The sequence below is a fragment of the Ditibartonella choladocola genome (assembly GCF_002007565.1).
Classification (GTDB): domain Bacteria; phylum Pseudomonadota; class Alphaproteobacteria; order Rhizobiales; family Rhizobiaceae; genus Bartonella; species Bartonella choladocola.
In genome coordinates this window covers 2,258,263-2,283,869 of record NZ_CP015625.1, presented here as the reverse complement: position 1 = coordinate 2,283,869, position 25,607 = coordinate 2,258,263, and the positions used below count along the sequence as shown (strand labels likewise).

The 25,607-nt window shown below is 43.8% G+C and carries 18 protein-coding genes and 1 pseudogene; 13 read left to right on the top strand and 6 right to left on the bottom strand.

Translation table 11 applies throughout. The annotated features are described in order from the left end of the window. Positions 1 to 234: 234 nt before the first annotated feature. Positions 235 to 963: a GntR family transcriptional regulator gene (locus BBC0122_RS10110; RefSeq protein WP_369805743.1), complete on the bottom strand. Its 729-nt coding sequence runs from the start codon at positions 961 to 963 to the stop codon at positions 235 to 237. Between the two features lie 164 nt (positions 964 to 1,127). Between BBC0122_RS10110 and BBC0122_RS10105 the strand changes: the two genes are divergently transcribed. From BBC0122_RS10105 to BBC0122_RS10065, 9 genes and pseudogenes are all read left to right on the top strand, one after another. Next, positions 1,128 to 1,940, top strand: a complete 813-nt coding sequence (locus BBC0122_RS10105; protein ID WP_149866751.1) for a substrate-binding periplasmic protein — start codon at positions 1,128 to 1,130, stop codon at positions 1,938 to 1,940. Positions 1,941 to 2,010: 70 nt separating this feature from the next. Then, entirely contained in the window at positions 2,011 to 2,787 is a 777-nt protein-coding gene (locus tag BBC0122_RS10100; protein ID WP_077993520.1) for an amino acid ABC transporter ATP-binding protein, read from the top strand. 8 nt (positions 2,788 to 2,795) lie between these two features. Continuing rightward, positions 2,796 to 3,464, top strand: coding sequence for an amino acid ABC transporter permease (locus BBC0122_RS10095; RefSeq protein ID WP_077993519.1), 669 nt, complete (start codon positions 2,796 to 2,798; stop codon positions 3,462 to 3,464). A 12-nt stretch (positions 3,465 to 3,476) separates the two neighbouring features. After that, complete coding sequence (locus tag BBC0122_RS10090; protein ID WP_077994651.1) at positions 3,477 to 4,178, top strand: amino acid ABC transporter permease; 702 nt, start codon at positions 3,477 to 3,479, stop codon at positions 4,176 to 4,178. A 25-nt stretch (positions 4,179 to 4,203) separates the two neighbouring features. After that, positions 4,204 to 5,079, top strand: a complete 876-nt coding sequence (locus BBC0122_RS10085) for a dihydrodipicolinate synthase family protein (protein ID WP_077993518.1) — start codon at positions 4,204 to 4,206, stop codon at positions 5,077 to 5,079. Positions 5,080 to 5,088: 9 nt separating this feature from the next. Continuing rightward, entirely contained in the window at positions 5,089 to 6,342 is a 1,254-nt protein-coding gene (locus BBC0122_RS10080; RefSeq protein WP_077994650.1) for an NAD(P)/FAD-dependent oxidoreductase, read from the top strand. Between the two features lie 12 nt (positions 6,343 to 6,354). After that, positions 6,355 to 7,065, top strand: a complete 711-nt coding sequence (locus BBC0122_RS10075; RefSeq protein ID WP_077993516.1) for an SDR family oxidoreductase — start codon at positions 6,355 to 6,357, stop codon at positions 7,063 to 7,065. A 36-nt stretch (positions 7,066 to 7,101) separates the two neighbouring features. After that, positions 7,102 to 8,577, top strand: coding sequence for an aldehyde dehydrogenase family protein (locus BBC0122_RS10070; RefSeq protein WP_077993514.1), 1,476 nt, complete (start codon positions 7,102 to 7,104; stop codon positions 8,575 to 8,577). Positions 8,578 to 8,595: 18 nt separating this feature from the next. After that, positions 8,596 to 9,524 (top strand): annotated as a pseudogene (locus tag BBC0122_RS10065) (proline racemase family protein); the annotation flags it as partial. 796 nt (positions 9,525 to 10,320) lie between these two features. Here BBC0122_RS10065 and BBC0122_RS10060 read toward each other — a convergent pair. Continuing rightward, positions 10,321 to 11,322, bottom strand: coding sequence for a helix-turn-helix transcriptional regulator (locus BBC0122_RS10060; protein WP_077993512.1), 1,002 nt, complete (start codon positions 11,320 to 11,322; stop codon positions 10,321 to 10,323). Between the two features lie 195 nt (positions 11,323 to 11,517). On the opposite strand from BBC0122_RS10060, the gene BBC0122_RS10055 reads away from it, so the two are divergent. From BBC0122_RS10055 to BBC0122_RS10045, 3 genes are all read left to right on the top strand, one after another. After that, complete coding sequence (locus tag BBC0122_RS10055) at positions 11,518 to 13,497, top strand: TonB-dependent receptor (RefSeq protein ID WP_077994648.1); 1,980 nt, start codon at positions 11,518 to 11,520, stop codon at positions 13,495 to 13,497. An 85-nt stretch (positions 13,498 to 13,582) separates the two neighbouring features. Continuing rightward, entirely contained in the window at positions 13,583 to 14,800 is a 1,218-nt protein-coding gene (locus tag BBC0122_RS10050) for an MFS transporter (RefSeq protein WP_077993511.1), read from the top strand. Next, on the top strand, positions 14,797 to 15,966 hold the full coding sequence (locus BBC0122_RS10045; protein WP_077993508.1) for an FAD-dependent oxidoreductase: 1,170 nt from the start codon (positions 14,797 to 14,799) through the stop codon (positions 15,964 to 15,966). The genes BBC0122_RS10050 and BBC0122_RS10045 overlap by 4 nt, the downstream gene beginning before the upstream one ends. Positions 15,967 to 16,957: 991 nt before the next feature. On the opposite strand, the gene BBC0122_RS10040 is transcribed toward BBC0122_RS10045, so the two are convergent. Then, on the bottom strand, positions 16,958 to 20,140 hold the full coding sequence (locus BBC0122_RS10040) for an autotransporter family protein (protein ID WP_188318037.1): 3,183 nt from the start codon (positions 20,138 to 20,140) through the stop codon (positions 16,958 to 16,960). Positions 20,141 to 20,662: 522 nt separating this feature from the next. Between BBC0122_RS10040 and BBC0122_RS10035 the strand changes: the two genes are divergently transcribed. Continuing rightward, a complete protein-coding gene (locus BBC0122_RS10035) occupies positions 20,663 to 21,139 on the top strand; it encodes a Ros/MucR family transcriptional regulator (protein WP_077993505.1) in 477 nt (158 codons plus the stop codon). Positions 21,140 to 21,637: 498 nt separating this feature from the next. Here BBC0122_RS10035 and BBC0122_RS10030 read toward each other — a convergent pair whose 3' ends face one another. The 3 genes from BBC0122_RS10030 to BBC0122_RS10020 all read right to left on the bottom strand — a co-directional run bounded on the left by BBC0122_RS10030 (position 21,638) and on the right by BBC0122_RS10020 (position 25,451). Beyond that, the gene (locus BBC0122_RS10030; RefSeq protein ID WP_077993502.1) at positions 21,638 to 22,312 is read right to left on the bottom strand and encodes an invasion associated locus B family protein; all 675 of its coding nucleotides are present in this window, start codon (positions 22,310 to 22,312) and stop codon (positions 21,638 to 21,640) included. After that, positions 22,300 to 23,691, bottom strand: a complete 1,392-nt coding sequence (locus tag BBC0122_RS10025) for a YadA-like family protein (protein ID WP_188318036.1) — start codon at positions 23,689 to 23,691, stop codon at positions 22,300 to 22,302. Before BBC0122_RS10025 ends, BBC0122_RS10030 begins: the two co-directional genes overlap by 13 nt. Before the next feature lie 407 nt (positions 23,692 to 24,098). After that, entirely contained in the window at positions 24,099 to 25,451 is a 1,353-nt protein-coding gene (locus BBC0122_RS10020; protein ID WP_077993495.1) for a YadA-like family protein, read from the bottom strand. Between the last annotated feature and the right edge of the window lie 156 nt (positions 25,452 to 25,607).

Below are 25,607 nucleotides of genomic sequence, written 5' to 3'. Positions count from 1 at the left end.
ATCAGGCTCGTTCGAGAATTGATCGGAATTGCCATTCTGCTATGAAGTAAGTTTCAAAGCAGAGCGGTTTTAAAATCGCGAACCGTAACAGCTTCACAAGACAAAATCCTGTTATCTGAAATCAGGGATTGGCAATAAATGACAACCGGTTTTGACAGATGCTCTTAAATGTCCAGCTTGCAGGCCTAGATCATAGTAGCCGTTAGCTTGGATACCTGTTGACCGGTTAAGACCCTAATTGCCCACTGATAATTTAACATCGGCAGCATAATTTTCACGCATAAAGTCGATAAAACTTTCCTGATATTGGCGCGTATGTTCATGCGCAAGTCTGTCACATTCCTCGACATCCTGCGCAATGATTGCATCAAGCATGAGCTGATGTTCGTCTGTCAAGAGATAACCCTCATTGGTGCGCTCCAGATACTCGAAATGTAAGTGCATCATTCTTTGCCCCTCATTTAAAAGACGGGAATAGAAGTCTGTAAGATAAGGATTGCGTCCGGCATAAGCGATGGCCAAATGAAATTGCTTATTCGTTTCCGACATAGCAAGATGAACGTTGCGCGCGACAGCCTGTTCAAATTCTTTCAGCCGTTTTTCAATTATTTTTATATCTTCATTCGTTCTGAAACGCGCGGCAAGACGCGTATTCATGCGTTGAGCAATATCCAATGCCTCGACATATTTGGGAAAAGTTGCCAATTCGATTGGCGCGACAATCGTTGTTCTATTGGCAAGTGTCACAACCAGATTGTCATTTGCCAAACGGATCAATGCTTCCCTTATTGGCGAACGCGAAAGCTCGAACCTCTCGGCAAGCGAGGTTTCATCCAACATCTGTCCCGGCTTTAGTTTGAGACACAGAATTTCATAATATAACGTGTCATAGACGAGGCGCGAGCCGGATTTTTTCTTCTGGTCTTTCGGCATATACATCTTAACAACTTTCGATCTCTTCATTTCTATAACTATTTTTCCCTGTTTTGTCGATTACGGAAATTTGCCGCTTGACAATGTCGACACATTGACGACATACTGCTTAAAAACGACAAAATGTCGACATTGTCAAGAAAGGGAGGATCATGACAATATCATTTCGCAAAATTGCTTTAATGTGTCGAAAAATGGCTTTTGTGGGTGTTTTGGCAAGCACCCAGATTGCCGGAATGGTGATGCAGGGAGAAGCGCAATCAACTGGCAGTTATTGGCAAGAGGTACAAAAGCGCGGCGTCTTGAAATGCGGCGCGGCTATTGCTTCTCCCTATGTCATGCGAGATCCGCAGTCAGGCCATTATTCCGGCTTTTTTGTCGAGTTATGCCGCCAATTTGCCGATGTCTTGCAGGTAAAAGCCGAATTCGTCGATACAACATGGGATAATCTTGTTGCCGGATTGCAAGCCAGCAAGTGGGATATGGCGATGGCACTGAACAGAACTCCGTTAAGGGCTATGGCTGCCCAGTTTACTGTTCCGGCGGTGCAATATCAGGTTTCTTTTGTTTATAATAAAGCCAACACAAAAATACCTGAACATCCGGTAAAAATCGAAGATATTGATAAACCCGGTATAACAGTGGCGGTCATGTCCGGAACAGCCTGGGATAAGGCACTAACGGCGACCTTGAAAAATGCAACCCTTATGCGGCTTACCGGCGGCGACGAAGCAAGATTGTCGGTAATGTCGCGGCGCGCCGACATTCTGGCCGATGCATCGGATTCAAACAAACTGTTCAAGCAAGCCAATGCTTCATGGGCGGTCGAATTCATTCCCGAACCGGCGCTTGCCAAGCAAGGAATTTCCTTTGCTTTATCAAGAGAGTTAAGTCCCGCGGATGTTGCTGTTGTCGATATTTTTCTTGAAGGAAAAGTGGCGGATGGAGAAGTCGACAGACTGGTTGAAGAAGCAACAGCACAATCATTGGAAAATGTAGGGAAATAATTCATAAAAACTGGCGGTCAAACAGCCGCCGGCTTTTTCAATATTGCTTCAAAATGCGGAGGAGCATCAGATGGAAGCGATCGACAAAACTCCCCTTATCAGCATGAAAGATGTCCGGAAGAGTTACGGTGCGCTCGATGTGCTGAAGGGCATCAACGTCGATATGACAGCCGGAGAGCGTCTGGTTGTTATCGGGCCGAGTGGCGGGGGAAAAAGTACATTATTGCGCGTTGTTATGGGATTGGAGGAAATCAAAGGGGGAACCGTTGCGCTGGAAGGTTCCCCTTATATTTCTGTCAATCCGAAAAACAATAAAACTGTCATTGATACAAAAATCCGCCGTTCGATCGGCATGGTTTTTCAGCATTATACTTTATTTCCGCACCTGAATATTCTCGACAATCTGATTTTGGCACCGGTTAAAATTAACAAGGAAGCCAAAGCCTCGGCTATTGATCGGGCAATGGAATTGTTGGAACGTTTCGGCCTTGCATCGAAAGCCAAAGTTTTTCCCGCGCAGCTTTCCGGTGGTCAGAAACAACGTGTGGCTATTGCCCGTGCGCTGATGCTTGATCCCAAACTGTTGCTGTTTGATGAAGTCACATCGGCTCTTGATCCGGAACTGGTGAGCGAAATCGAAAATGTCATGATGGATCTGGCCGAGCAATCCCTGCCAATGATGATCGTCACGCATGATATGGGCTTTGCCAGAAATATTGCTTCAAGGGTTATTTTCTGTGCCGGTGGCGTTGTTGTTGAAGACGGGCCGCGCGAGCAGGTTTTGGGAACGCCCGAAAACGAGCGGACAAGGGAATTTATCAAGCGCGTTTTCCGGATTGGCGAATAGGGGGAAAAATGAATTATCATTTCGACTTCAATTCCGTCTTTCGCAATATGCAGCCGCTATGGGACGGCTTGGGTGTTACCTTGCAATTGACATTGGCTGCCAATGCTATCGGCCTGACATTCGGGTTCATTGTTGCACTGTTTTTATTCAACAAATACGCAATATTAAGAATGCCTTTTATTGCTTTTGTCGAATTTTATCGCTGTACACCGGCAATGGTGCAGATCGTCTGGTTTTTTTACTGCGTGCCGATGATGTTCAACTGGTTTTTGCCGCCGGTTACGATGGGAATAATCGCATTGTCGTTAAATCTCGTTGCCTTCAATGCCGAAGCTTATCGTTCGGCAATCCAGAATGTACCGCGCGAACATATAGATGCCGGCATTGCACTGGGATTTACGCCATTCCAGCGGATACGCTATATCATATTGCCGACCGCTTTCCGGTCGTCTTTGCCGGTTTTGTTGACAAATGGAATTGTCATTTTTCAACAGAGCGCATTGGTGGCCCTCGTTGCCGTCAACGACCTGATGTATGCCGGCAAATCATTGGCTACCAACAATTTTCGCCCGATAGAGACATTTACGATCGTTGCCTTGATCTATTTTGCCATTTCCTATCCCGTTTCGCAATTTGTCGGATGGATGGAAAAACGCCGCGAAATCATGAGCAGTTAGCGGGGGATGAAGATGTCTTTTGAAACAAGCAGCTTTGTGAACTTCATTTCCTCATTGGATTTTTCTGTCGTATGGCGTTTCAAATATGCCCTTTTATGGGGATTGGTAACAACATTAAAGTTAACCGTGATCTGTATTACATTGGGCGCGCTGTTAGGCTTTGTAACAAGCCTGTTTCGCACGTCGAAACATTGGTTTTTGCGCTTTTTTTCGGGAATCTATGTGGAATTTTTCCGTGGAACTCCGGTGCTGATACAGCTTTTCTGGATTTTCTTTTGTTTGCCTGTTCTATTGGGAGTGGAGCTCAGCAATTCATTTTCCGCCATATTGGCGCTTACGATTTATATGGGGGCGATCAGCAGTGAAACCTTCCGTGCATCGCTAAAAAATGTTGGCAAAGAACAATATGATGCCTGTATCGCACTCGGCCTGACGCCAGCCGTGCGCACACTTTATATTGTGTTTCCGCAAGCGGTGTTACGTGCCATTCCGACACTTCTTTCCAATTGTATCGCGCTATTCAAGGAAAGTGCGCTGGTTTCGGCTGTCGGCATGGCTGATCTTATGTTTGTCGGGCAGAACATTTCCAATGCAACCGCCCGTCCGGTGGAAGTTCTCACAACTGTCGCCATTATTTACTTTGCCATCGGCTTTCCACTGGCAAGGTGCGTAACATTTTTTGAAAAACGCATTCTCAAGCGTTTCTCGATGTAACAATCATTCAACAATGGAGAAAATTATGAAATTAAAAGGTGTAATGCCCGCACTTGTCACTCCTTTTGACGAAGATTTCAAAGTCGATTTCAAGGCTTTTGAAAAGCTTTTGACCAAGCTTCGCAATGATGGTGTTTCCGGTTGGGTACCATGCGGCTCGACAGGTGAATATAATGCCATGACAGCCGAAGAACGTGTTTCGGTTTTAAAATTCGTCAAGGAATTTGCCAATAAGGACGAGCTGTTGATTGCCGGTACCAATGGCGGTTCGACATGGGAAGTGATCGAACATACCAAACGCGCCCGCGATCTCGGTTATGACACTGTTCTTCTGTCTTCACCCTATTATGCCACGCCTGCCGTTGACGAACTGATTTCCCATTATCAGGCGGTGCTCGATGCAGTGGATGTGAATATTATTCTTTATAATTATCCGCCAAAAGTCGGTGTCGAGGTGGGGCTAGACGTGATGGACGCTTTTGTCAATGAGCCACGTATTATCGGCATTAAGGAATCCAGTGGAAACCTGTTGCGCGCGATTGATATTCGTATGCGTTACGGGGATCGTTACCAGCTTGCAAATGGTTCGGACGACCAGACACTGGACTTCTATCTTTGGGGTGCAACATGCTGGATCTGTGGCCCTGCCAATTGTATGGCGAAAGCCTGCGTTGATCTGGTTAACAAAATCGAAAGCGGTGATTGGATGGCGGCCCGCAGCAAGATGCAAACCATTTATGCCGCCATGTCATCGCTTGAAAGCGGCAAGTTTGTTGAAAAGGTAAAATATGGATGCGAATTGGCCGGAACGCCTGTTGGTCTTGGACGCCGTCCATTGCTTGCACTTTCGGCTGACGAGAAAAAAGCTTTTGCAAAGGCTATGGAACCGGTTTTGGGGTGAAAAATGGGTATGCGGGAGGATAAAAAAACAAGGGTCGCAGTTCTGGGCGCGGGTATTATCGGTACAACCATAGCCTATGAATTGCAAAAACGCGGAAAATCTGTCGTTCTTATTGACAGAAACGAGCCGGGGCGTGGTGCTTCATTCGGCAATATGGCAAGTATTGCGGTGACCGAGTTTCTTCCCTCTTCCCGCCCGTCTATTTTATCACAAATTCCCAAATGGGTTTTTGATCCGGAAGGGCCGGTGTCTATCCGGCCTGCCTATTTGCCGCGCATGGCTTTCTGGTTGGTACGCTTTTTGAAGGCTGCCCGCCCCAAAACAATGGAAGCCCTTTCGGCTGCGGGAGCGGCGCTGTGCCATCGCGCATTGACAGATCTTCAATCCATGCTGGATGGAATTGACAATCGGGATGCACTGAGTTCTGAAGGGTGTATAAGCCTCTATGGCAGTAAGGCCGAACTTGATAATGATAATGACCATATCTCGACATTGGAGCGTTACGGTTTTGATTATCGAATTTTATCGGCCAAAGATGTAAAAGATCTTGAACCTGCAATTACCGATCATATCCATTGTGGCTTATTGTTTCCCGATAATAAGTCGGTATCCGACCCTTATTTACTGGTTCAAAAATTCCTTGCCGCTTTTCTCGCTAATGGTGGCGAAGTTTTAAAAGGCGAAGTCACGGGTTTCCGGAAGACAGACGATCAAATCCGTTTCATACAATTGGCCGACGGGCGCACGGTCGCTGTTGATGAAGCAGTCTTATCAGCCGGTGCTTATACCGGTAGACTTTCCAAACTGTTGGGCGAGCCGATCCCGCTTGAAACCGAACGCGGCTATCATACCCAGATCATGAAGCCGAATATTTCTTTACGCCATTCCATTATCTGGCCGGCACGAGCGTTTATGGTGACACCGACTGCCGGTGGTATTCGCGTAGGCGGAACGGTTGAAATGGCGGGGCTTGACGCTGCCCCCGATTATCGACGCTCGAAAATAACTGTTCGCCATGCAAAAGAAGCTCTGCCAGAATTAACGGTAGAAGATGCGACCGAGTGGATGGGACATCGCCCGGCTTTACCCGACACCGTGCCGATTATAAGCCCGTCGGCCAAGGTTAAAAACCTGTTTTATGCCACCGGACACGGGCATCTCGGAGTAACCTATAGTGCGACAACTGCTCAATTGATCGCCGATATGATGACCAATATCCCGATTGGCATGGATATGACGCCATATCGGGTTGACCGATTTTGAAAGGATGAAGCAATGACACAGGATAAAAACCCCGTTGCAATTTTGACCGGTGCCGGCCGCGGTATGGGAGCGGCAATTGCTCTCGAACTTCATCGGCGTGGCTATAGACTTGCATTGATGTCTCCTTCAGGCTCGGCCGTTACACTGGCTGAAAAACTGGGTGCGGTCGGTATGAAGGGGAGGGTTGAAAATGGTGATGACCTGAAAGAGTTTGTGCATAGAACCCTTGACCGATATGGTCGTATTGACGCTGTTCTCAATCATACCGGACATCCGCCAAAAGACGATCTCATAAAGATTACCGATGAAATGTGGGAAAAAGGCAACGAGATGATGTTGTTGCCGGTGGTGCGCATGGCGCGCCTTGTAACGCCTGTTATGCTCGAACAGAAAAAAGGTGCATTTCTGAATATCACGACTTTCGCAGCCTATGAACCGACACTGGCTTTTCCGGTCTCATGCGCTTATCGGGCGGGCGTCGGTGTCTACACAAAACTTTATGCCGATCGTTATGCAGCAGACAATATCCGGATGAACTGTTTATTGCCCGGTTATATTGACAGCCTCGATCATACACAACAAACTGCGCAAACCATTCCAATGAAAAGGATTGGTCGAGTGGATGAAATCGCCAAGGCAGCCGCTTTCCTGCTTTCGGATGATGCATCCTACATAACCGGTCAGAATATACGTGTTGATGGTGGCCTCACCCGCCACGTCTAGGCCGTTTTGATATAGCGACAGTCAAGGGAGGAATTGATGCGCAACAAACTTTATATTGACGGAAAATGGGTGGAGGGGTTGTCGGGCGAAATGATCGATGTCATCAATCCCGCAACGGAAGAAGTTTTTGCAAAAGTTCCGGCGGCCAATGCAGAGGATATAGACAAGGCAGTCGGGGCTGCGCGCAAAGCTTTTGACAACGGGCCCTGGCCGAAAATGGAAGGCCGTGAACGTGCAGCCTATCTGCGCGCAATGGGCAAGCGAATTGAAGAACGGTTGAAAGAACTGGCAAGAATAGAGGTTCTTGATAATGGCAAGCCGTTACCCGAAGCCGAATGGGATATTGGTGATGTCGCAGCCTGTTTCTATTTTTATGCAGATATGGCCGAGCGGGAAGATATAAAGCAGGAAGAGATCATTGAACTGCAAGATAAACGTTTCACGTCGAAAGCGGTCACCGTGCCGCTTGGCGTTGTCGGCGGTATTGTCCCGTGGAACTATCCGATGTTGATGGCTGCGTGGAAGATTGCGCCTGCACTCGCGGCAGGTTGTACGATTGTGCTTAAACCGGCCGAACAGACACCATTGACGGCATTGGAATATGGAGCCATTGCCGATGATGTCAAATTGCCCGCCGGTGTTCTCAATATTGTAACCGGATTCGGTTCGACAGCCGGTCAGGCCTTATTGGATCATCGGGGGGTTGATAAATTGGCCTTTACCGGCTCGGTTCCCACCGGCTCCAAGGTGATGCAAGCGGCAGCGCGTGATATCAAACGTGTCAGCCTTGAATTGGGCGGAAAATCGCCATTTCTGGTCTTTGAAGATAGCGATATTGACGAGGCGGTCGAATGGGTGATGTTCGGTATTTTCTGGAATCAGGGGCAGGTTTGTTCAGCCACTTCGCGGCTGTTGGTGCATGAGGCCATTTACGACAAATTTTTAGAAAAACTGGCTGCCGAAACCGCAAAGATCACCATTGGCAACGGTTTGGATGAGGGCATATTGTTGGGGCCGCTCGTATCCGAAAAACAATATCTTCAGGTTCTTGCCGCTATCGGGCAAGGGAAAAAGGATGGAGCGAAAATATTGACCGGCGGAAAGCGGGCAAAAGGCTTTGACAAGGGTTATTTTGTCGAACCGACCATTCTGGTTGATGTTCCATTGACCAGTCATGTCTGGAATGAAGAAATTTTCGGTCCTGTTGTTGCGGTGCGCCCGTTTGAAACAGAAAGCGAGGCCGTTCATCTTGCCAATCATTCGCGGTTCGGCCTGGCTGCTGCCATCATGACCAAAGACCTGAAACGTGCCGAACGAGTTGCCGGCCAATTGAAGGCCGGTATAATCTGGATAAATTGCTCGCAACCGACTTTTGTCGAAGCCCCGTGGGGTGGCTTCAAGCAATCGGGAATAGGGCGCGAACTTGGCCGCTGGGGATATGAAAATTACCGCGAAATCAAGCAGATTACATCCTATGTCAGTAACCGGCCATGGGGTTGGTATAGCAAATAATTTTTTCGGGAGGAAAAAATGCATCGGGAGAAGGAAATCGAAATTCTGCAAGTCCATTGTCAAGGTGAAATAGGGCGGGTGATTACAGGAGGAGTTGGTGATATTCCCGGCAAAAGCATTGCCGAAAAAATGGATTACATCAATGAGGTTGATGATAGCTTACGCCGCTTTGTTACATTTGAACCGCGCGCCCATGTTGCCATGACAACCAATCTTCTATTACCTCCGACCCGTGAGGATGCCGATGCGGCCTTTATCGTTTTGCAACCGGATCGGGCATATCCGATGTCGGGGAGCAATTGCATCTGTGTTGTTACCGCGCTTCTGGAAAGCGGAAAAATCAGAATGCAGGAACCGCAAACAACGGTTCGACTTGATACAGCCGCAGGTATTGTTGAAGTGACCGCAGAATGTCGTAACGGTCGTTGTTTAAGTGTAACCATAAACAATGTACCGGCTTTCGTGGAAAAACTCGATGCAGAAATAGAAACCGCTGAATGGGGTAAAGTCAAAGCCGATATTGCTTTTGGCGGCGTTTATTATGCGCAGATGGATGTCGACCAGATCGGCTTGAAAATTTTGCCTGAACACGCCCGCGCATTGGCCGAAGCCGGAATAGAGCTGGTTGATCTCTTCAATCGGCAAAACAAATTTTCCCATCCGCTTAATCCCTCACTGAACAGTTTGGCCTATGTTATGTTTCGTGATTATGAGGATGACGGGAGCCTGCGTACCTGCACGACCTTGAAACCGGGGCGGGTTGACCGTTCACCTTGTGGAACAGGTTCTTCGGCAGCACTGGCAATTGCCAAATCAAGAGGCGAAATGAAAGTCGGTGATAGCCGTATTTCCCGTTCGATTATCGGTGGGGAATTTACCGCAAAATTATCGGTGAAACAAAAATTGGCGGGCGTGAGGCTGTATTGCCGCAAATAACAGGACAAGCGTGGATTTATGGCCGCGAGTTCCTGCGTGTGGATGCGGATGATCCCTTTCCGACCGGTTTTGCCTTGTCCGATAGTTGGGGGTCAAAGGTTAGCGAATTATCAAAATAACGGGCGGGAAAAGACATTGGCATCGAATATCGGCATTGAATATCGGCATTGAACAATTGTCATGCAAAAAAATTGCAATGAATAGCGATGATCGGCAAGGCAGGGTAAGTGTGCAGATATACCGGTTCTCTCGCCAAGACTAAAAAACCAAAAAATATCAACTGTAGAACGCCACTATAGCGGTGATTAAATCGATTGGCACAGAAGCGATTTTTCAGAATTGTCTTTTAAAGACCGTTGATGACAGCCGGCACAATAGAAAAGCGGTTTATTGTTTGACGCTCTCAATGGGGAAATAGATATTTGGGAAAATAGATATTTCATTCTGGAAAACAACGATTGAACAGGTTCCCATCCGTTAAAATCCGGTTTTTCTTGTCCATAACAATAATTATCTTATGTCCAAACATCATATTTGTTTTGATGAAAAGATAATGCAGGCGGCGATGATAGTGAAATTACTGGCCATTTTGTTTGTCTCTTCCGCTTGGCAAAAGGCCAAGGTCGTAATTGCAGCTTTTCCGCAACCGGAAACGCTTTTATTGTCTTGGTGACCGGTCGACAATTATTAGCTCTAAAAATTAGCCGCCTTTCATATTGCAGTCGGTACAATTTGCCTAGACGATCTGTTTTGACAATCTTGTTTTGACTATTTGTTTTGACGATCGTCTATAGTGAAATGCTGTTTCTAATGGAGATCGGAAGAAGACTTCCGGACGACATAGCGGCTTGGCAAAATATGTTTTTTATTTTTAAAAACCTTGCTGAAATGGCTCAAATTTTCATAGCCCACCGCAAATGAAGTCTCGGTTACGGAATAACCATTCAACAAAAGCTGGCAAGCAGTTTCAATCCGTATATCGACAAGGTGACTATGCACCGACCGGCCGATACTGATGCGAAAGGCTTCTTTCAATCGACGGGTATTCAGGCCGACCTGACGGGCAAGGCGCGCAATGCTCCAGTTTTCAGCGCAATTTTCTTCCATGAGTTTCAAGGCATAGTCGAGCTTATGTTTTTCATTTGAACTCAAAGCTTTGAATTTTTTGCCTTTATCGCCATTTTCAGCAATTTTAAGGGCAATGCTCAATGCTTCAATCGCTTTACTGTAAATAAATATATCACGCAATTGCCCCTTGGCGAGTTTGCAGTTCAAAATGCTTGAGATGACCGGATGCAATTCGACCGACGGCGTTAACGGAATGAGGAATATTTTCTCGTCGGGGCGGCTGTGGTTATCCATGAGAGAGGCGGCAAAACGGCTTAATGAAATGCCGCCGAGCTTTTTCAGAATCTGTTTGCTGTAACGGATATCGAGAACCAATAGCCGCGAATTTTTACGAAAAATATCTATTCCATGTGAAAAACCGTCGCTGGCAAAGAGGATTGCCTTTCCCGCAGATAATTCAACCGGATAGGCTCCGTCGACGCATATAGTGCCATTGCCATGAACGAAAAAAGAGAGTGAAAAAGTCGAAGGGCCGGAAGCTTCCATGATAATATCGTGTTCCGGTGTCGCGTCGAGTGAATGGATGAGAATATCGTTTTCAATACTTTGAAAAAGAGATTGATGTTTCCATATCGGGTTATTGTTGAACTGGCTACCGTTCCAGTCATTTTCGCCGTTAATCACGATGTTTATGGACGAATTGGAATTGCAATCCATCACTTTATTCATGGAATTGTCCATCAGAATTAGTCCTGTTCGCGTTATTTCAAGTACCAATTACGTTAGCTTATTTTGACATTAGTTGATTATTATTATCAAGTTTTATTACGAAAAAAATTAGCCGGAACGAGAAAAACGATGTTTTCAATCATAAAAACTGATGGTTATGGATCTCTCGGATTTTGCATTATAGCATTATCAATAGGTTCGTTTTCAATGCAATCGCATGCGCAAGAAACGGTCGAACTCGACAAGATCGTTATAACTTCTGCCAAACGCGCGCAAAATATATCAAATTATGATGGTTCCGTTTCAGTGATTGAAAGCCAGTCGCTAAACGACAATGGCATTGCAAGTGTTGATGATTTACAGAAAGTTTTTCCCGATCTTTATGCCACAACAAGAGGAAACCGTATCTATAGTAATTATACGATCCGCGGCTTATATTCTGCCGATTTTTTCAATCCCACAGTACAAGTTTATGTGGATGGCGCTCCCCAATCACCTTCGGCTTTGTCGCGCAATTTGTATGACGTCGAACGGATAGAGTTTTTGCGTGGCCCACAGGGAACCCTTTATGGCGGTAATGCTTTCGGCGGGGTTATCAACATTATCACGAAAAAACCGGTCAAAAACAGATTTTACATCTCCGCTACAGGCTCGCCCCAGATACCGTCAGGCGAATTCGGGGGCACGCTGGCACTTCTTCCCGATCAATTGTTTTTGGATTTTGCCGGCAATTATGATTATTTTTCCGGCGACATAGATGACATCACAACGGGTGATAAACGCATCAATGGAAGTGAAACCGGTTTTGGCCGTTTCGGGATAAGGTTCACGCCGACAGACAAAAACTTTGATTTCAGCATGAATTACGCCAAAGAGCGGCTCAAATCCCGCGAAGAACTTTACGTAAAAAAGGATGGCGTGAAAGACCGGAAATATGAAAGCGGCTTTTATGGCGAGAGACCGCTATTGCGCCGCGATGTTGTTGATGCATCGGCTATCTTCAACGCATATCTTGACGACTTTACATTCACCTCTATCACCGCTTATCAGGATAGTGACGTTGCGCGCGATTTTTCAGCCGGCTTTGATACGCGTTATCTTTGGCCGCAAGATGAAGAGATGTTCAGTCAGGAACTGCGCGTGAATTATAAGGGCGACAATATCGACGCACTTGCCGGTCTCTGGTATAGTCGTGAGAACTTCAATGGTAAAAAAAATGCCGTTGCACCCTATTATGGTTTTTCACATAATCACGTGCGCAGTTATAGTCGGGCTGCCTTTGGCGAGGTAACCTATCATGTCACCAACAAGCTTGATCTGACAGGCGGCCTTCGCATAAGCCATGACAAATCGAGTATCGACGCCATGCGTCTTGATAGTTACCAAACCGGCATGGGGTTCGATTTCGATAATAATGCCGATTTTAACAGCTACCAGCCCAAATTCAGTATCGGCTATCAGCTCAATGATGCTGTGCGGCTTTTCACCGTTATTTCCAAAGGCTACAAACCGGGTAATTTCAACCACAGCATAAGCTCGATGCTGGATGCCAATCCCTATGATCCCGAACAGGCATGGAATTATGAAATCGGCATGCGCTCCAGCCTGTTTGATAATTCTCTCGACCTTGCAGTTTCTCTTTACCGTGTCCACTCGGACGACAAGCAGATATATGTGGGACTTCTCGGCCAGCAATATATACGCAATGTTGGCAAGGCTGACAGCACCGGTATCGAAGTTGAAAGTGAATGGCGTGCAACGAACCGTTTGACATTGGCGGGTAACGCATCTCTCGGCCGGTTTGAATTTACCGACTTTACCGATCCCGATAGCGGCCTCGTCTATGATGGAAACCGGATTCCCTATGCTCCCGATTTCAAAGGAAACATGAACCTCGGCTATATTATCAACGAGGAGCTATGGAACGGTGTTTTAACAGCCAATATTTCTGCCCATTATACCTCGAAGGTCTATTTTGATGAAGCAAACCACGTTGAACAAAATGCTTTTACGACATTTGATGCCAGTCTCGATTTTGCCAAGGTCAACGGATTAACAGCCAGATTGTTTGTCCAGAATATCGCAGACAAAAGCTATAAAAGCTATGCATATGATAATGGCCGGTTTGAAATGGCAACTCTCGGCAATGGCCGCAGCTATGGGGTGAGCTTGCACAAGGAATTTTAATCCAATTCCAAAATAAAGCTCGCCCGATTTTATTTTGCCCCGGCAAATCTATCCTCATAGAGATTATAAAAGCAGTCATTTGATAATGGTTAATGTCATCAAGAAAAAACCGGTTCGTCAAATCGCCTTGGCGGCTGGTGGTGTTTACGCCACGCAAGGTATTATCGGAGGTTTAACTTATATAGGCATGCCTGCTTATTTACGCATGCATGGAGCCTCCCTCGACCAGATAGGGTTGGTATCACTTGTTATGCTTGTTTGGGTTTTGAAGTTCTTTTGGTCATCATGGATTGAACGACTTCGCATCGGGCCGAACGGACGCCGTTTCTCCTCTCCTATCATCATTATTGCCGAATGTGGTGTTCTTTTATGCCTTGCAATTCTGGGCTTTTATGAAAATGTCTCAACAATACTGCTTTGTCTGGTTTTTATGGCCATCTTTTCGGCCACAGCCGATATTGCTTGCGACGCTTTTCTTATCGAACAATTGAAAACCTCCAATTATGGCCTCGGCAATATAGCGCAAGTCGGGGGTAGTTATTCGGGATTGATCTTTGGCGGCGGCATTTTCTTGTGGGTGTGTGATGGCTCAGGATGGCGTGCAGGCTGCATTTTTTTGGGCATTCTGATTGCGGTCTGTTCCATACCGATGATGCTCGTTGATGAACCTTTGGTAGAAAATTCACAGCCATTGCAAAAACCCCGTTTGCTAAAGGCGGTGGTTCGCAAAAATATGTTGTTAGGTCTGGCAATGGTTATCGCCTATGAAATTGCGGGGCGTATTGTGCAATCACTCGTCGGGCCATTATTGGTCGATCTTGACATTCCATTGGCAAAATTGGGTATGATAAATGGTGTGGGCGGCGTCGTTTCGGGGCTGATCGGTGTTTTGGCAGGCGGTGCACTGGCTCAAAAACTTGGCAGTAAAAGTGCAATGCGCCTTGTTGCCCTGCTGCAAATTGTGGTCATAACAGTCTTTGCCTCTTTTTTAATAAGCCAATTTTATAGGCTGCCGTTATTTATCGGCCTCTCTATTGGTGAAAGCGCCATCATGGCAGCGGGGTTTGTCACCTGTTATTCGCGGCTAATGGAATTGGTATCGAAAGATCAGCCGGGCGTTGATTTCACACTTTTTCAAAGTGCGAGCGCCTTGACGGCCGCATTGGCAGGCGCTGCCGGCAATTTCATCGCACAATATTACGGTTATAGCGGGGCATTCGCATTAGCAGCGCTTATAGCCATTGCAACACCGATGATCTTGAAGTCATCAGAAACACATGTAGAGAGGAATTTACAATCATGACAAAGCCGCATGCAGTTATCATCGGTGGTGGCGTTGCGGGGCTTGCAGCAGCCTGGTGGCTTGATAAAGCAGGTTGGCAGAGCACCATTATAGAACGGGCAAAAAGCTTGCGTAACAGGGGCTATATGGTGAGCCTCACAGGTTTGGGTTATGAAACCGTGAAAAAAATGGATCTTTATGATCGGCTGAAGGCAATATCTTATACGATTGATGAAAATATCTATAAAAATAGCAAAGGCAAAGAACTTATCCGTTTGCATTATCGGGATTTTGTCAATGATTTGCCCTATCTTGCAGTGAGCCGGAGTGATCTTGTAACCGTGCTTGCCAATGCCTTGCCTGTCGGGGCGAAATTATGTCCGGATACGCATGTGCTCACCCTCGAAAAGAGTGCGGATGGATATAAAATCGAATTGAATAATCATGATATTTTGCATTGTGATATGGTGTTGGGATGCGATGGTTTGCGCTCGTCCCTGCGGCAACAATATTTTGATAAAGATGGCAAAAGCTTGCAACCGCTTGGATATTGTTTCGCGGTCTATGACATCAATCATGTGAAGGATTTTGATTATGATTTCCTATCCTATGTGGAACCTCGACATTTTGCCGAATATTACAGTCTCCATGACGGGAAACTTGCAGCCTTGCATATTTGGCGCGATGAAAGATCAAATCCGCATATAACAGCCGATGGTTATCAATTATTGAAGCAAATCGTTAGAGGGAGCAACCGGCAAGTCCGTGATTTACTGTCGATCGCACAAAAAGAAAAAGCCCCGATATTGGTCGATAGCCTGACAATGGTGGATTTACCCCAATGGTACAATGGCAAAATGCTTTTGCTGGGAGACGCGGCACATTGCCTGACGTTAATTTCAGGGCAGGGAGCCGGTATGGCACTCGCTTCAACCGAAATGCTGGGCATGGCCTTAGCCAAATATCAGAATATCGAACAGGCGTTTACTGTTCATGACCGGCAATTGCGACCAATTATCAAGCGCTTACAGGAAAGAACGCGTAAAATGGCTCCGATGTTCGTACCCGCAACCGCTTTTACATTCCATTTACGAAATATTGTGCTCAAATTCATGCCCAAATCGTGGCTATACCACTATTTCACCAATGCCGTAAAATCGGAAATTGCACTCACGCATTCGCTATAATCTTGCTTGATTAGCCTTGTTACGGTTTTATCTTTCGGACGGCAAAGAGAGTAAAGTTGCTGGCGTGTCAAACGGATAAGCTCGCGTGAAAAGCCGCGTGGGGCTTTTGAAACATAATGAATTTAACAACTATTTTGTTACAAGGCTTAAAGCGCGTCTGGCACGTCTCTTTTTGCGTGGCAACAATTTGAAAACGCTCATAATATATTAGGGAAGCTGTATTTATTAAAATTGGCGGCCAATCCGGTCTTGGTAAACCGGTACACCGACCGACAGCGATAAATGTGACAAATGTTACCGTGCATAAGTTAAAGCATTTACCGACTGAACTGATAATGCCAATGATTTTTCACGCGACGCGAAGCACAATCGCGTTTATTCGCTCGAACTCTTCCAACGGTTCATAAGTGTTTTTGTGGAAACGATGAAGATTGTTCGCAATCTGCCGAAACCGGATATTTAACACCACCGCAAGCGCCCGCCGAAAGGTGGGCTGCTGCGTGGACTGAAAGAAAATAACTTTTTTAACTTATTGTTTTTATTATATTATTCAGGAATAAAATGGTGCCCAGAAGACGCCTCATACTCAACAAAAAACAACTATAAGTCATTGTTTTTTCTATTGTATTTTTTATAGATTTGTTTTTGGTGTCCCAATTGAGCCTATAAAAGTATCTCATGGTACGAACCATATAACAAAACCATATTAGTCAATATCAATTTTACAAACAAGCCATTTTTTCATTGCGCTATGAGCGTTAATTTGTTTGTTTTAAATATGGAAACCATGGTCAGAAGCTGGCGATGAATATGATTTTCTGATAAAATATAATCTATCTACAATGATTGTGATTTTTCACGAATTCAGTTTTTTAGAAGGCGAAATGCTGATTGGTTTATCAACACTGCTTTAACGGGATGCTGTTTATTCTTAAGTAAATTCGTATCCATAGGAAACTTTGAAGCTCCCTATGGATCGAAGTTGTGGCTTTTACCATTTCAAGGTAAAGCCTACATTGCCTTTAAAGCCGTTATTCTGGGATGGGGCCTTAAAATCACCATCAAATGAGACCTGCCCGAATACGGAGTATTTATCATCCCATTTATAGTCGGCACCAATACCAATTCCGCCCCAAACATTGCTACTGCTATCAGTCAGTTTCAAATCATCGACTTTTAGGCCATTGCCATCCAAAAACTCATTATAGACATTGGCAATGCCAAAAATATGAAGCGAGTCTATAGTACCGCCGGCTCCCTGCCATTGGTCATGCCAATCGAGCGCGATAGCATATCGGCCACGAAGGTTACGGCTTTTGCTGTCATTGATAGCTGTATTCCAGACATCTTGGAAACTATCTAAGTCTATCATTGAATATGACAGTTGCGCTTGCGGTGTGAGCGACCAACTATCATTCAAATGATAGCTTTTCCCCACCTCTATTGAATAAACCTGCCCAAAGGCATGATTGTCCTTTATAAGGGTTTTCTTGGCTAAGTCCGATTTAAGATTGCTTTTGTACCAGCTATATTGCATCTGCGCATCAACATATAAATTATCATTTCCCAGCCATGTTAATGATGCGCCAATACCATTGCTTCTAGATTTAATATCACCATCGCCATAGAGTGATTGAATATTGGTGTCACTATCAACATGGTGGTAGGCAATACCACCAATCAGCACACCTTCATCATTTTCCCATAAATCACCATCAATACCAGCTTGAAATTTGAATATATTGGATTCTGAGCTATATCCAGTTTTCGATGACGGTTGGGCTTGGTTGAAGCTGCCTTCGCTGCGCATCCAAAAACCCATTGCATTTGCTGCATTATCAATATCAAAATCAGCTATACCCAACAAGCTATTATACCTAGCTCCAATACGCTCTCTCAATGTTCCAACAACGTTCATTTGCTGTAGGCTATGAAGATAACCCTCATAAATTGGAACACCGGGTTGATAGATCGGCTTGTATTTTTGTTGTGTTGGCCGCGACAAGTCTGGAGTTGGCTTAACCTCCGGGTCCGGATCTGGTTCAGGCTCAGGTTTCGGCTTTGGTTTAGGGTTTGGATCAGGCTTTTCATCATAGAGATTAGATCGCAAATACCAATTTCCATCATCCCCATTCACATTGCTGCCTTTAAACAGCTGATAGCCATAAGCACCGACAACAACAGTCGGTTGATTATTAAATTGATAATCGCTTACCAGTTTAAAATCACCATTAGACCGGCCGCCAACAGTGATCAGTTTGATCCCTTCATTTGTCAAGCCACCTATGCCGCCGTGATTGATGACATCTATATATGATTTGCCAGAAGTATCACCATTGATCGTCATTTTATCAGTCAGCGATTTATCATCACCTAACACTGTATTAAAGACAAGCGTCCCTTCATTACCTGTATAATTGCCCTGAATGGTCAGGATGGTTCCTGGCTTACTACCAAAATATACAAACCCATTATTGGTTAATGCATTGACCGTTTGATCATAATTATTCAGATCGAATACGCTGTTTTTGGCAACTGTGATATTGCTTGAGTTTTTAAAAATATCAATATTGCCGGCTTTAAGTGTGCCATTATTAATATTCGTCGCACCTGTATAAATATTTTGGGCATTAAGCGTGAGTGATCCAATGCCACGTTTTTCCAAACTGCCTCTGCCAGAGATAGCGCCGTCAAACCCGATATCATCGCTTCGATTAAATACCAGCCTATCATTGTTAAGGACATCGCCAATGATTGACCCTGTATTGTTTCCATCCCCTATCGACAGCGTACCTGAATTGATCACTGTACCTAAGCCATAAGTGTTTTCACCCGTGAGCGTAAGTTTCTTTCCGCCCTCCAGTACGAGGCGGAGGTCTTCGTTGCGTTTAGGAAATCCTATTATCTGACCCGAGAAATAACTATCCCCGAGCAATGAACCATCAATTGTAAGTGTTACGGGTTTTTTGATTTCAGTCCAATTATATATTTTCCCTGATCCATCATAACTGTTGATTGATCCAAAAACCGTCGATTCAAAAAGACCTATGGTCGCAGTTGATTTTGTAGTGTCATCCTTGCCGGCGAATGTCACACGAACATTATTGGTCGTGCCATTTTCTGCAAAAATCCGATATTCGCCACTATGAAGAATTTGATGTCCACCTGTAACGGCATTCGTTTCATTTACAATGAAGTAACCTCTGACATATTGTGTGCCACCAAAGATGGAATTCTCTTTTTCTAACCGTAATGTATTATTATTTAGCCATACCTCACCGCCACCTATTGCATATTCTGAATGAATATCCAGATAGCCGAAATTTTCAAAAATAAACTTACCTCCCATGATGGAATAAGGCGTATTGGCATTTAAAACGCCACCGATAAACCAGTTGCCTCCAATAATGCCATGACTGGCGTTCACATTAATGGTACTCCATCCTTGTGTTGTAATTTCGCCTGCACCTATCCCGTTTTCAGCCCGTATATTCAAAATAGACCAAGGTTGCATAAGAAGTTTGGCATTTTGCCCGAAGGCATTTCGGCTATCGATAAAAAGCTGCGGTTGCAAATCAGTAGTAGAATTACTACCGATTTTTATAAGACCGCCATTGACTGCATTTTCTGCTGTTACATAAATTTTATCGCCCAAACCAAATTCAAGTAATCCTCCTGTCACAGAATTTGAAGCATTTAGATTGAAGTTATTATAGCCCCGAGAAAATAAACGACCGTTACTAAAGGCAGAAGCCGTATTAAAATTGATAGTAGACCTCTCAGGCACGAGATAAGCTCCGGCATTGACAGAATGGGCTACATTGAGATTCACGACAGCCTTTTCGTCAAAATACCATTCCGGGTTTTTCATTGCACTATAATGGTCAGCCTCTTCCACATTGATCGTTTCCCCTGCTGTGCAAGGGGTTTTGTCAAAGCAGTATGCCGAAGCATAACCGATATTAATAAAGCCCAATAGAATTGTCGTCCCTGATAACAACAGAGATTTATAAAACCTGGATAGTCTTCTTTGTGTGCGTAAAAACGCGCATTGATAATCATATTGATTTCTACTAAGCATAGAAAACCACTCTTTCTTTGATTGAACGTTAGGGGAAGTTGGTAATCGGGTTGTCATGTTTGCTGCATGGCAACCCAAACATACATTAATCATCCATTTTGTTTTCTCCTTCAAAATCAAAAAGTTAAAAAAATAATTCCTGATGGCATTAACCATCAGTGTATAAAACAATGATATTTTGGAAAAAGTTTTTACTATACAAAGCGCGTATTCGCTTATTTATAGCACTCTCATATATTAAAGAGGGATATTAGAATGTGCTGCACTTTGGCAGAATTGTGTACGCTATAAAGAACACCGCATATTGTGGTCATCTGCCATGATTACGCATTGAATGTCAATATATAGATTGTTGTTACTATAAAAATATATTTTCTTTCAAACGTTCGATAGCAGCACTGCAATTACACCAATATACAAAGTTGGCAAAATTTCCTATACTCTTTTCACAACGTACTTATGATTATGCGGGTAAGAACATGCTTGATTAACACATCATACATCGTTAAAACTGTACAATCTAAAAAAATTAATATGATATTCTATAGAGGTATAGTAAATTATATTAATTTCTTTATGCCAACGCATATGAAATAAAACGTGGAAATATTATTAATGGATAAAACTAAGAACATCGAATTTCTAACTTTGACTTCGGATATTATTGTTGCATATTTATCAAATAATAAATTAGAAGCTCAAGAAATACCAAAACTTATTACTGAAATACATGAATCGCTTTTGTTGGCAACAGCAACGAAACCAGATATTAATATTAGTGAATCGCCTAAACCTGCTGTAAACATTAAAAAATCCATCAAAAATGAATGTCTTGTCTGCTTAGAAGATGGTAAAGAATTTAAATCTTTAAAACGACATTTGATGACCCATCACCAAATGACACCAGAGGATTACATCGCCAAGTGGAATCTACCTAAAGATTATCCAATGGTGGCTCCAGCATATTCAGAAACACGCAGAGCCTTGGCAGTGTCAATTGGTTTAGGCAAGAAAACCGAAAAATCTAAAACAAAGCGAAAAAAAATCCACATGCCAGGATTTACCAAATCACAAAACTCTGAAAAAGTGTAGTAAAACGACAATATCAAAAGCTCACAACAAGTGGGCTTTTTTTATATTATCTCGAACAATTACACATTGGAGGTGGACTACCCATTTTACAAGATCAAGCTGCACATGGAAAGGGCAAAGCTGGATGTCGGATGGATGCTCAACTGTGAGGCAACTATTGTACTAAGCCACCATCGTTGTCATACGCTATACAAAACAATCTCTACCTTCTCACAACACATTAAAGGCAAGGTAAAAACATAAAATCATCGCTATCGCCTTTGCCAGTAAAATCATCGTCACTGCAAACGAAATATCCGTAATGACAAGCTATACATTACAAATTATAGACAGTTGGACACCTCTAAAAACCCCACTTTAAATAAAATTCTTCAACGTAACCCTTTGATTTTATTGCTTTGAAAATTCGGATTTTGAGGTTTTTAGAGGTCTCCAGTTGCTAGTCTACATTAAAGGCCTCAGAAGTAATTATTCCTGAGGTCTTTTAATTTTTTATTGCTATCTACTCTGGTGACTTTTTTTAAATTGAGGCGACTTTTGTGAATATATGTTGTCTGATGCAGCTTTTAACGCCAGATCTAGACCATTGATGGATCCATTAAATTCCATTTTCTCTCCGGTTATGTCATGATACTCAAAACTTACCGTTGGCGAAGACATTATTGCAGATTGCAATACACCAGTAAATGCAAATGCACCGATACAGCTTGTTGATGAGCACGCAATATCATCATCGGCCTTTAATGTCTTCTCTATACCTGAAAACACTATCAACAGCCCTTTTTTAATATTTAATTTTGGGGAGGTGGCAATAAGAACGTATGGCTTCCCATCCTCCGCTAGAATAATACGCCATATCAATGTTGCATCTCCAGATGATAAAACCTGTTGAGTATTACATAACCGTCTCTCTGCTGAGAGCAAAACTTCACATCGCAACAACCAGTCATAGAATGGGCGCTGGATTAAAACAAAATCACCAACAATAGCTTTTTGATTTGGCCGAATGAGTGATGCAGGTTTTGGAAGTGATTTAGGTAATGTCACTGATTGTTTTGTCAAAGTTTCTTTCTGTGAAGCAGCATGAGTTAAAGTTGTAGATATACATAAACTGGCAACCATTAAGATTGCCAGAATTGCACTAAAGAAGTCCAGTTTTTTTAAAAAGACCAACTCATACCCCCGTTCCACGACATATCACCGCCGTTAAAACTGCGAGCTAATCCAGCATTGAACCGATAGACGCCATCATCTGTTGTGTAGCCTAGCCCCATTGCCATAGCCGTCGTGCTTTTGAAACCACCCATAGCAATCGCTAAAGTGCCTCGGCCTGGATTATCATCAAATCGCATGGCTGCGAAAGCATTAGACATCGCAATACCACTTCGTGCTTCATCACGAAGCTCATCGACCTCATTTGATAGGCTATCAAACCTGCGATTGGTTTCCTCACGCAAGGCATCCACCTTATAGTCTGTATAGGCAAAGGCCTCTTGCTTCGCTTTATTGACCTGACGGACGTTAGCCGCATCACCCGGAGCTATTCCATCTGCAACATTACTCAAGCGAACAGCTTCACCCGAACCGTCACCTTTTAAAATGACGTGGTTTGTCGGTTTACCATTTTCATCTGGCACATACTGAACACCAAGCTTATTTTGGGCATCAATTGCGGAGGCGACATTGTCATACTCTTTGCCGCCCACTTCATATGTCGGTGGTGTGATTGAGCCGTCAGGATTGACTTTGGCGCCGCCCCCAAGACCATCCAGTGCACCTTGCAATTGTCCGACATTCGTCGCGTCATGTTTGTCTTTGCCATCAGCGACATTGCCTAGTCCGACAGGATCACCGGTGCCGGCATCAAGAGTTACATTACCAGTTTTTTTCCCGTTTTCATCTCGATCATAAAAAACAGCATTATCATTGATGTCTTTTATATCTTTGTCATGGCCATCAAGACGATCATCTTGTTCTTTGTTTTTGTCCTTGATCTCTGTAATATCTTTATCATGACCATCAAGTCGCCCATCCTGATCACGGTCTTTCTGCTCATTCTGATCAAGACGATTATTTTGATTGTCCTCAGTCTCTTTCATCCCGCCTAAATCAGGAATAAAGTCATAAGGATAATCTTCAACACTAACCCACGTCCCCCCTCTTAAAGTTGATGTTTTAGAATCAACCGGTATCCAACTATGGCCACTATCTAAAACCTTAACCCATGTCTTTCCACCGATATTCTCACGTGGACCATTTTTGAAAGCATCCTCTGAATAACAAGGAACATTACCACCGCCGCCCACTGAGGGATCTCTGCCATTTGGGTTGTTTTCACCTGTATCTGGTTGACCTTTGTCAAAAGTGATAGGTATTGCGGCATCATACCCTTCTTTCAAAACGCAATTGCTTGCTGCTGAAGCAGCTGTTCCTGTAATGACGGCGAAAAGAAGAGCGCCCGCAACCACAGAGAGTTTCTTTGTGATCAAATTCTGCTTAGATTTGTGAGTGGATGTGCTTTGTTCGCACAAAGTATAAAAGTTTCGTTTCATCTGCATTCCATTCAATTAGAATTAAAAGAATGAATGGCGATAGCCCCGCTTAAAAGGCGCAAATGGAATTCTATCTTCATGATAGATATGATGTTGGAAAAAAATCGAGTTTAGGAGGTTTGCATATTAGAAAACCATTCAAATATGCAAATCCATTATTTATCCTGATATGTCAAGATAAATTTATCATTTTCATTATATGAAAGCGAATCTACTTTTATAGCTTAACTTTACAGCATGAGCTATCTTCAGTTCTTAGTCATTTTTTTGTTTATCCATGTCAAAATTAAACACTGCTATGTTCTCATCAATATTCCTACTTTATATAGTGACTTACATAATCGTATATGAAGCAAATGATCTGGCAACCATAACAGTTGCCAGTATTTTACAAATTAGGCCTCTTTTTAAAAAGACCAGCTCATACCCCCGTTCCACGACATATCACCGCCGTTAAAACTGCGAGCTAATCCAGCATTGAACCGATAGACGCCATCATCTGTTGTGTAGCCTAGCCCCATTGCCATAGCCGTCGTGCTTTTGAAACCACCCATAGCCATCGCTAAAGTGCCTCGGCCTGGATTATCATCAAATCGCATGGCTGCGAAAGCATTAGACATCGCAATACCACTTCGTGCTTCATCACGAAGTTCATCGACCTCATTTGATAGGCTATCAAACCTGCGATTGGTTTCCTCACGCAAGGCATCCACCTTATAGTCTGTATAGGCAAAGGCCTCTTGCTTCGCTTTATTGACCTGACGGACGTTAGCCGCATCACCCGGAGCTATTCCATCTGCAACATTACTCAAGCGAACAGCTTCACCCGAACCGTCACCTTTTAAAATGACGTGGTTTGTCGGTTTACCATTTTCATCTGGCACATACTGAACACCAAGCTTATTTTGGGCATCAATTGCGGAGGCGACATTGTCATACTCTTTGCCGCCCACTTCATATGTCGGTGGTGTGATTGAGCCGTCAGGATTGACTTTGGCGCCGCCCCCAAGACCATCCAGTGCACCTTGCAATTGTCCGACATTCGTCGCGTCATGTTTGTCTTTGCCATCAGCGACATTGCCTAGTCCGACAGGATCACCGGTGCCGGCATCAAGAGTTACATTACCAGTTTTTTTCCCGTTTTCATCTCGATCATAAAAAACAGCATTATCATTGATATCCTTTATATCTTTGTCATGGCCTTCAAGACGATCATCTTGTTCCTTATTCTTATCCTTGATATCAGAGATATCACGATCATGACCATCAAGTCGGTCATCTTGTTCTTTATTCTTGTCTTTGATCTCTGTTATATCTTTATCATGACCATCAAGTCGCCCATCCTGATCAAGATCTTTCTGTTCATTCTGATCAAGGCGATTATCCTGTTCTTTGTTTTTGCTATTCTGCTCTTCAAGATCTTTTATCGCTTGATCTAGACTTGCTCCAGTTAGATTATCCAAGAAGCCTAAATCTGGCATATTCCTACAGTCTACGTCACCTATCCCGTTCCCAGAACCGACGGCCGGTGTCCAATAATATCCCTGTTTTATAATCTCATTCACAGAATTTTTTACGATTCCCCATGGTTTAAAGCCATAAGTGATAACACACGTATTTTTAGCACTTTCCTCAGGTCGACCTCCTTCAGCATATGATTGTTGTGAGCTAAGACATAATTGGAGTAACGGTAACATAGCTATATATATGTATTTCTTCATTTTCGATTCCATTCTTTTAATAATAATAATGAATGGCATGAATAAACCTACGATATAAACAAATATATCGTACTAAAATAATTGGTTTTTTAGGAAAAATGGTAATTTAGGATAAATTCTATATTATGATTCCATTCAATCAATATTTAAGTATGAACAATCGTTGATGTCAATATGAATTTATATTAAAATAAA

Coding starts and splice junctions, on each gene's coding strand:
- BBC0122_RS10110 (WP_369805743.1), bottom strand. CDS start 963: ATGAAGAGATCGAAAGTTGTTAAGATGTATATGCCGAAAGACCAGAAG.
- BBC0122_RS10105 (WP_149866751.1), top strand. CDS start 1,128: ATGGCTTTTGTGGGTGTTTTGGCAAGCACCCAGATTGCCGGAATGGTG.
- BBC0122_RS10100 (WP_077993520.1), top strand. CDS start 2,011: ATGGAAGCGATCGACAAAACTCCCCTTATCAGCATGAAAGATGTCCGG.
- BBC0122_RS10095 (WP_077993519.1), top strand. CDS start 2,796: ATGAATTATCATTTCGACTTCAATTCCGTCTTTCGCAATATGCAGCCG.
- BBC0122_RS10090 (WP_077994651.1), top strand. CDS start 3,477: ATGTCTTTTGAAACAAGCAGCTTTGTGAACTTCATTTCCTCATTGGAT.
- BBC0122_RS10085 (WP_077993518.1), top strand. CDS start 4,204: ATGAAATTAAAAGGTGTAATGCCCGCACTTGTCACTCCTTTTGACGAA.
- BBC0122_RS10080 (WP_077994650.1), top strand. CDS start 5,089: ATGCGGGAGGATAAAAAAACAAGGGTCGCAGTTCTGGGCGCGGGTATT.
- BBC0122_RS10075 (WP_077993516.1), top strand. CDS start 6,355: ATGACACAGGATAAAAACCCCGTTGCAATTTTGACCGGTGCCGGCCGC.
- BBC0122_RS10070 (WP_077993514.1), top strand. CDS start 7,102: ATGCGCAACAAACTTTATATTGACGGAAAATGGGTGGAGGGGTTGTCG.
- BBC0122_RS10060 (WP_077993512.1), bottom strand. CDS start 11,322: ATGGACAATTCCATGAATAAAGTGATGGATTGCAATTCCAATTCGTCC.
- BBC0122_RS10055 (WP_077994648.1), top strand. CDS start 11,518: ATGCAATCGCATGCGCAAGAAACGGTCGAACTCGACAAGATCGTTATA.
- BBC0122_RS10050 (WP_077993511.1), top strand. CDS start 13,583: ATGGTTAATGTCATCAAGAAAAAACCGGTTCGTCAAATCGCCTTGGCG.
- BBC0122_RS10045 (WP_077993508.1), top strand. CDS start 14,797: ATGACAAAGCCGCATGCAGTTATCATCGGTGGTGGCGTTGCGGGGCTT.
- BBC0122_RS10040 (WP_188318037.1), bottom strand. CDS start 20,140: ATGATTAATGTATGTTTGGGTTGCCATGCAGCAAACATGACAACCCGA.
- BBC0122_RS10035 (WP_077993505.1), top strand. CDS start 20,663: ATGGATAAAACTAAGAACATCGAATTTCTAACTTTGACTTCGGATATT.
- BBC0122_RS10025 (WP_188318036.1), bottom strand. CDS start 23,691: ATGAAACGAAACTTTTATACTTTGTGCGAACAAAGCACATCCACTCAC.
- BBC0122_RS10020 (WP_077993495.1), bottom strand. CDS start 25,451: ATGCCATTCATTATTATTATTAAAAGAATGGAATCGAAAATGAAGAAA.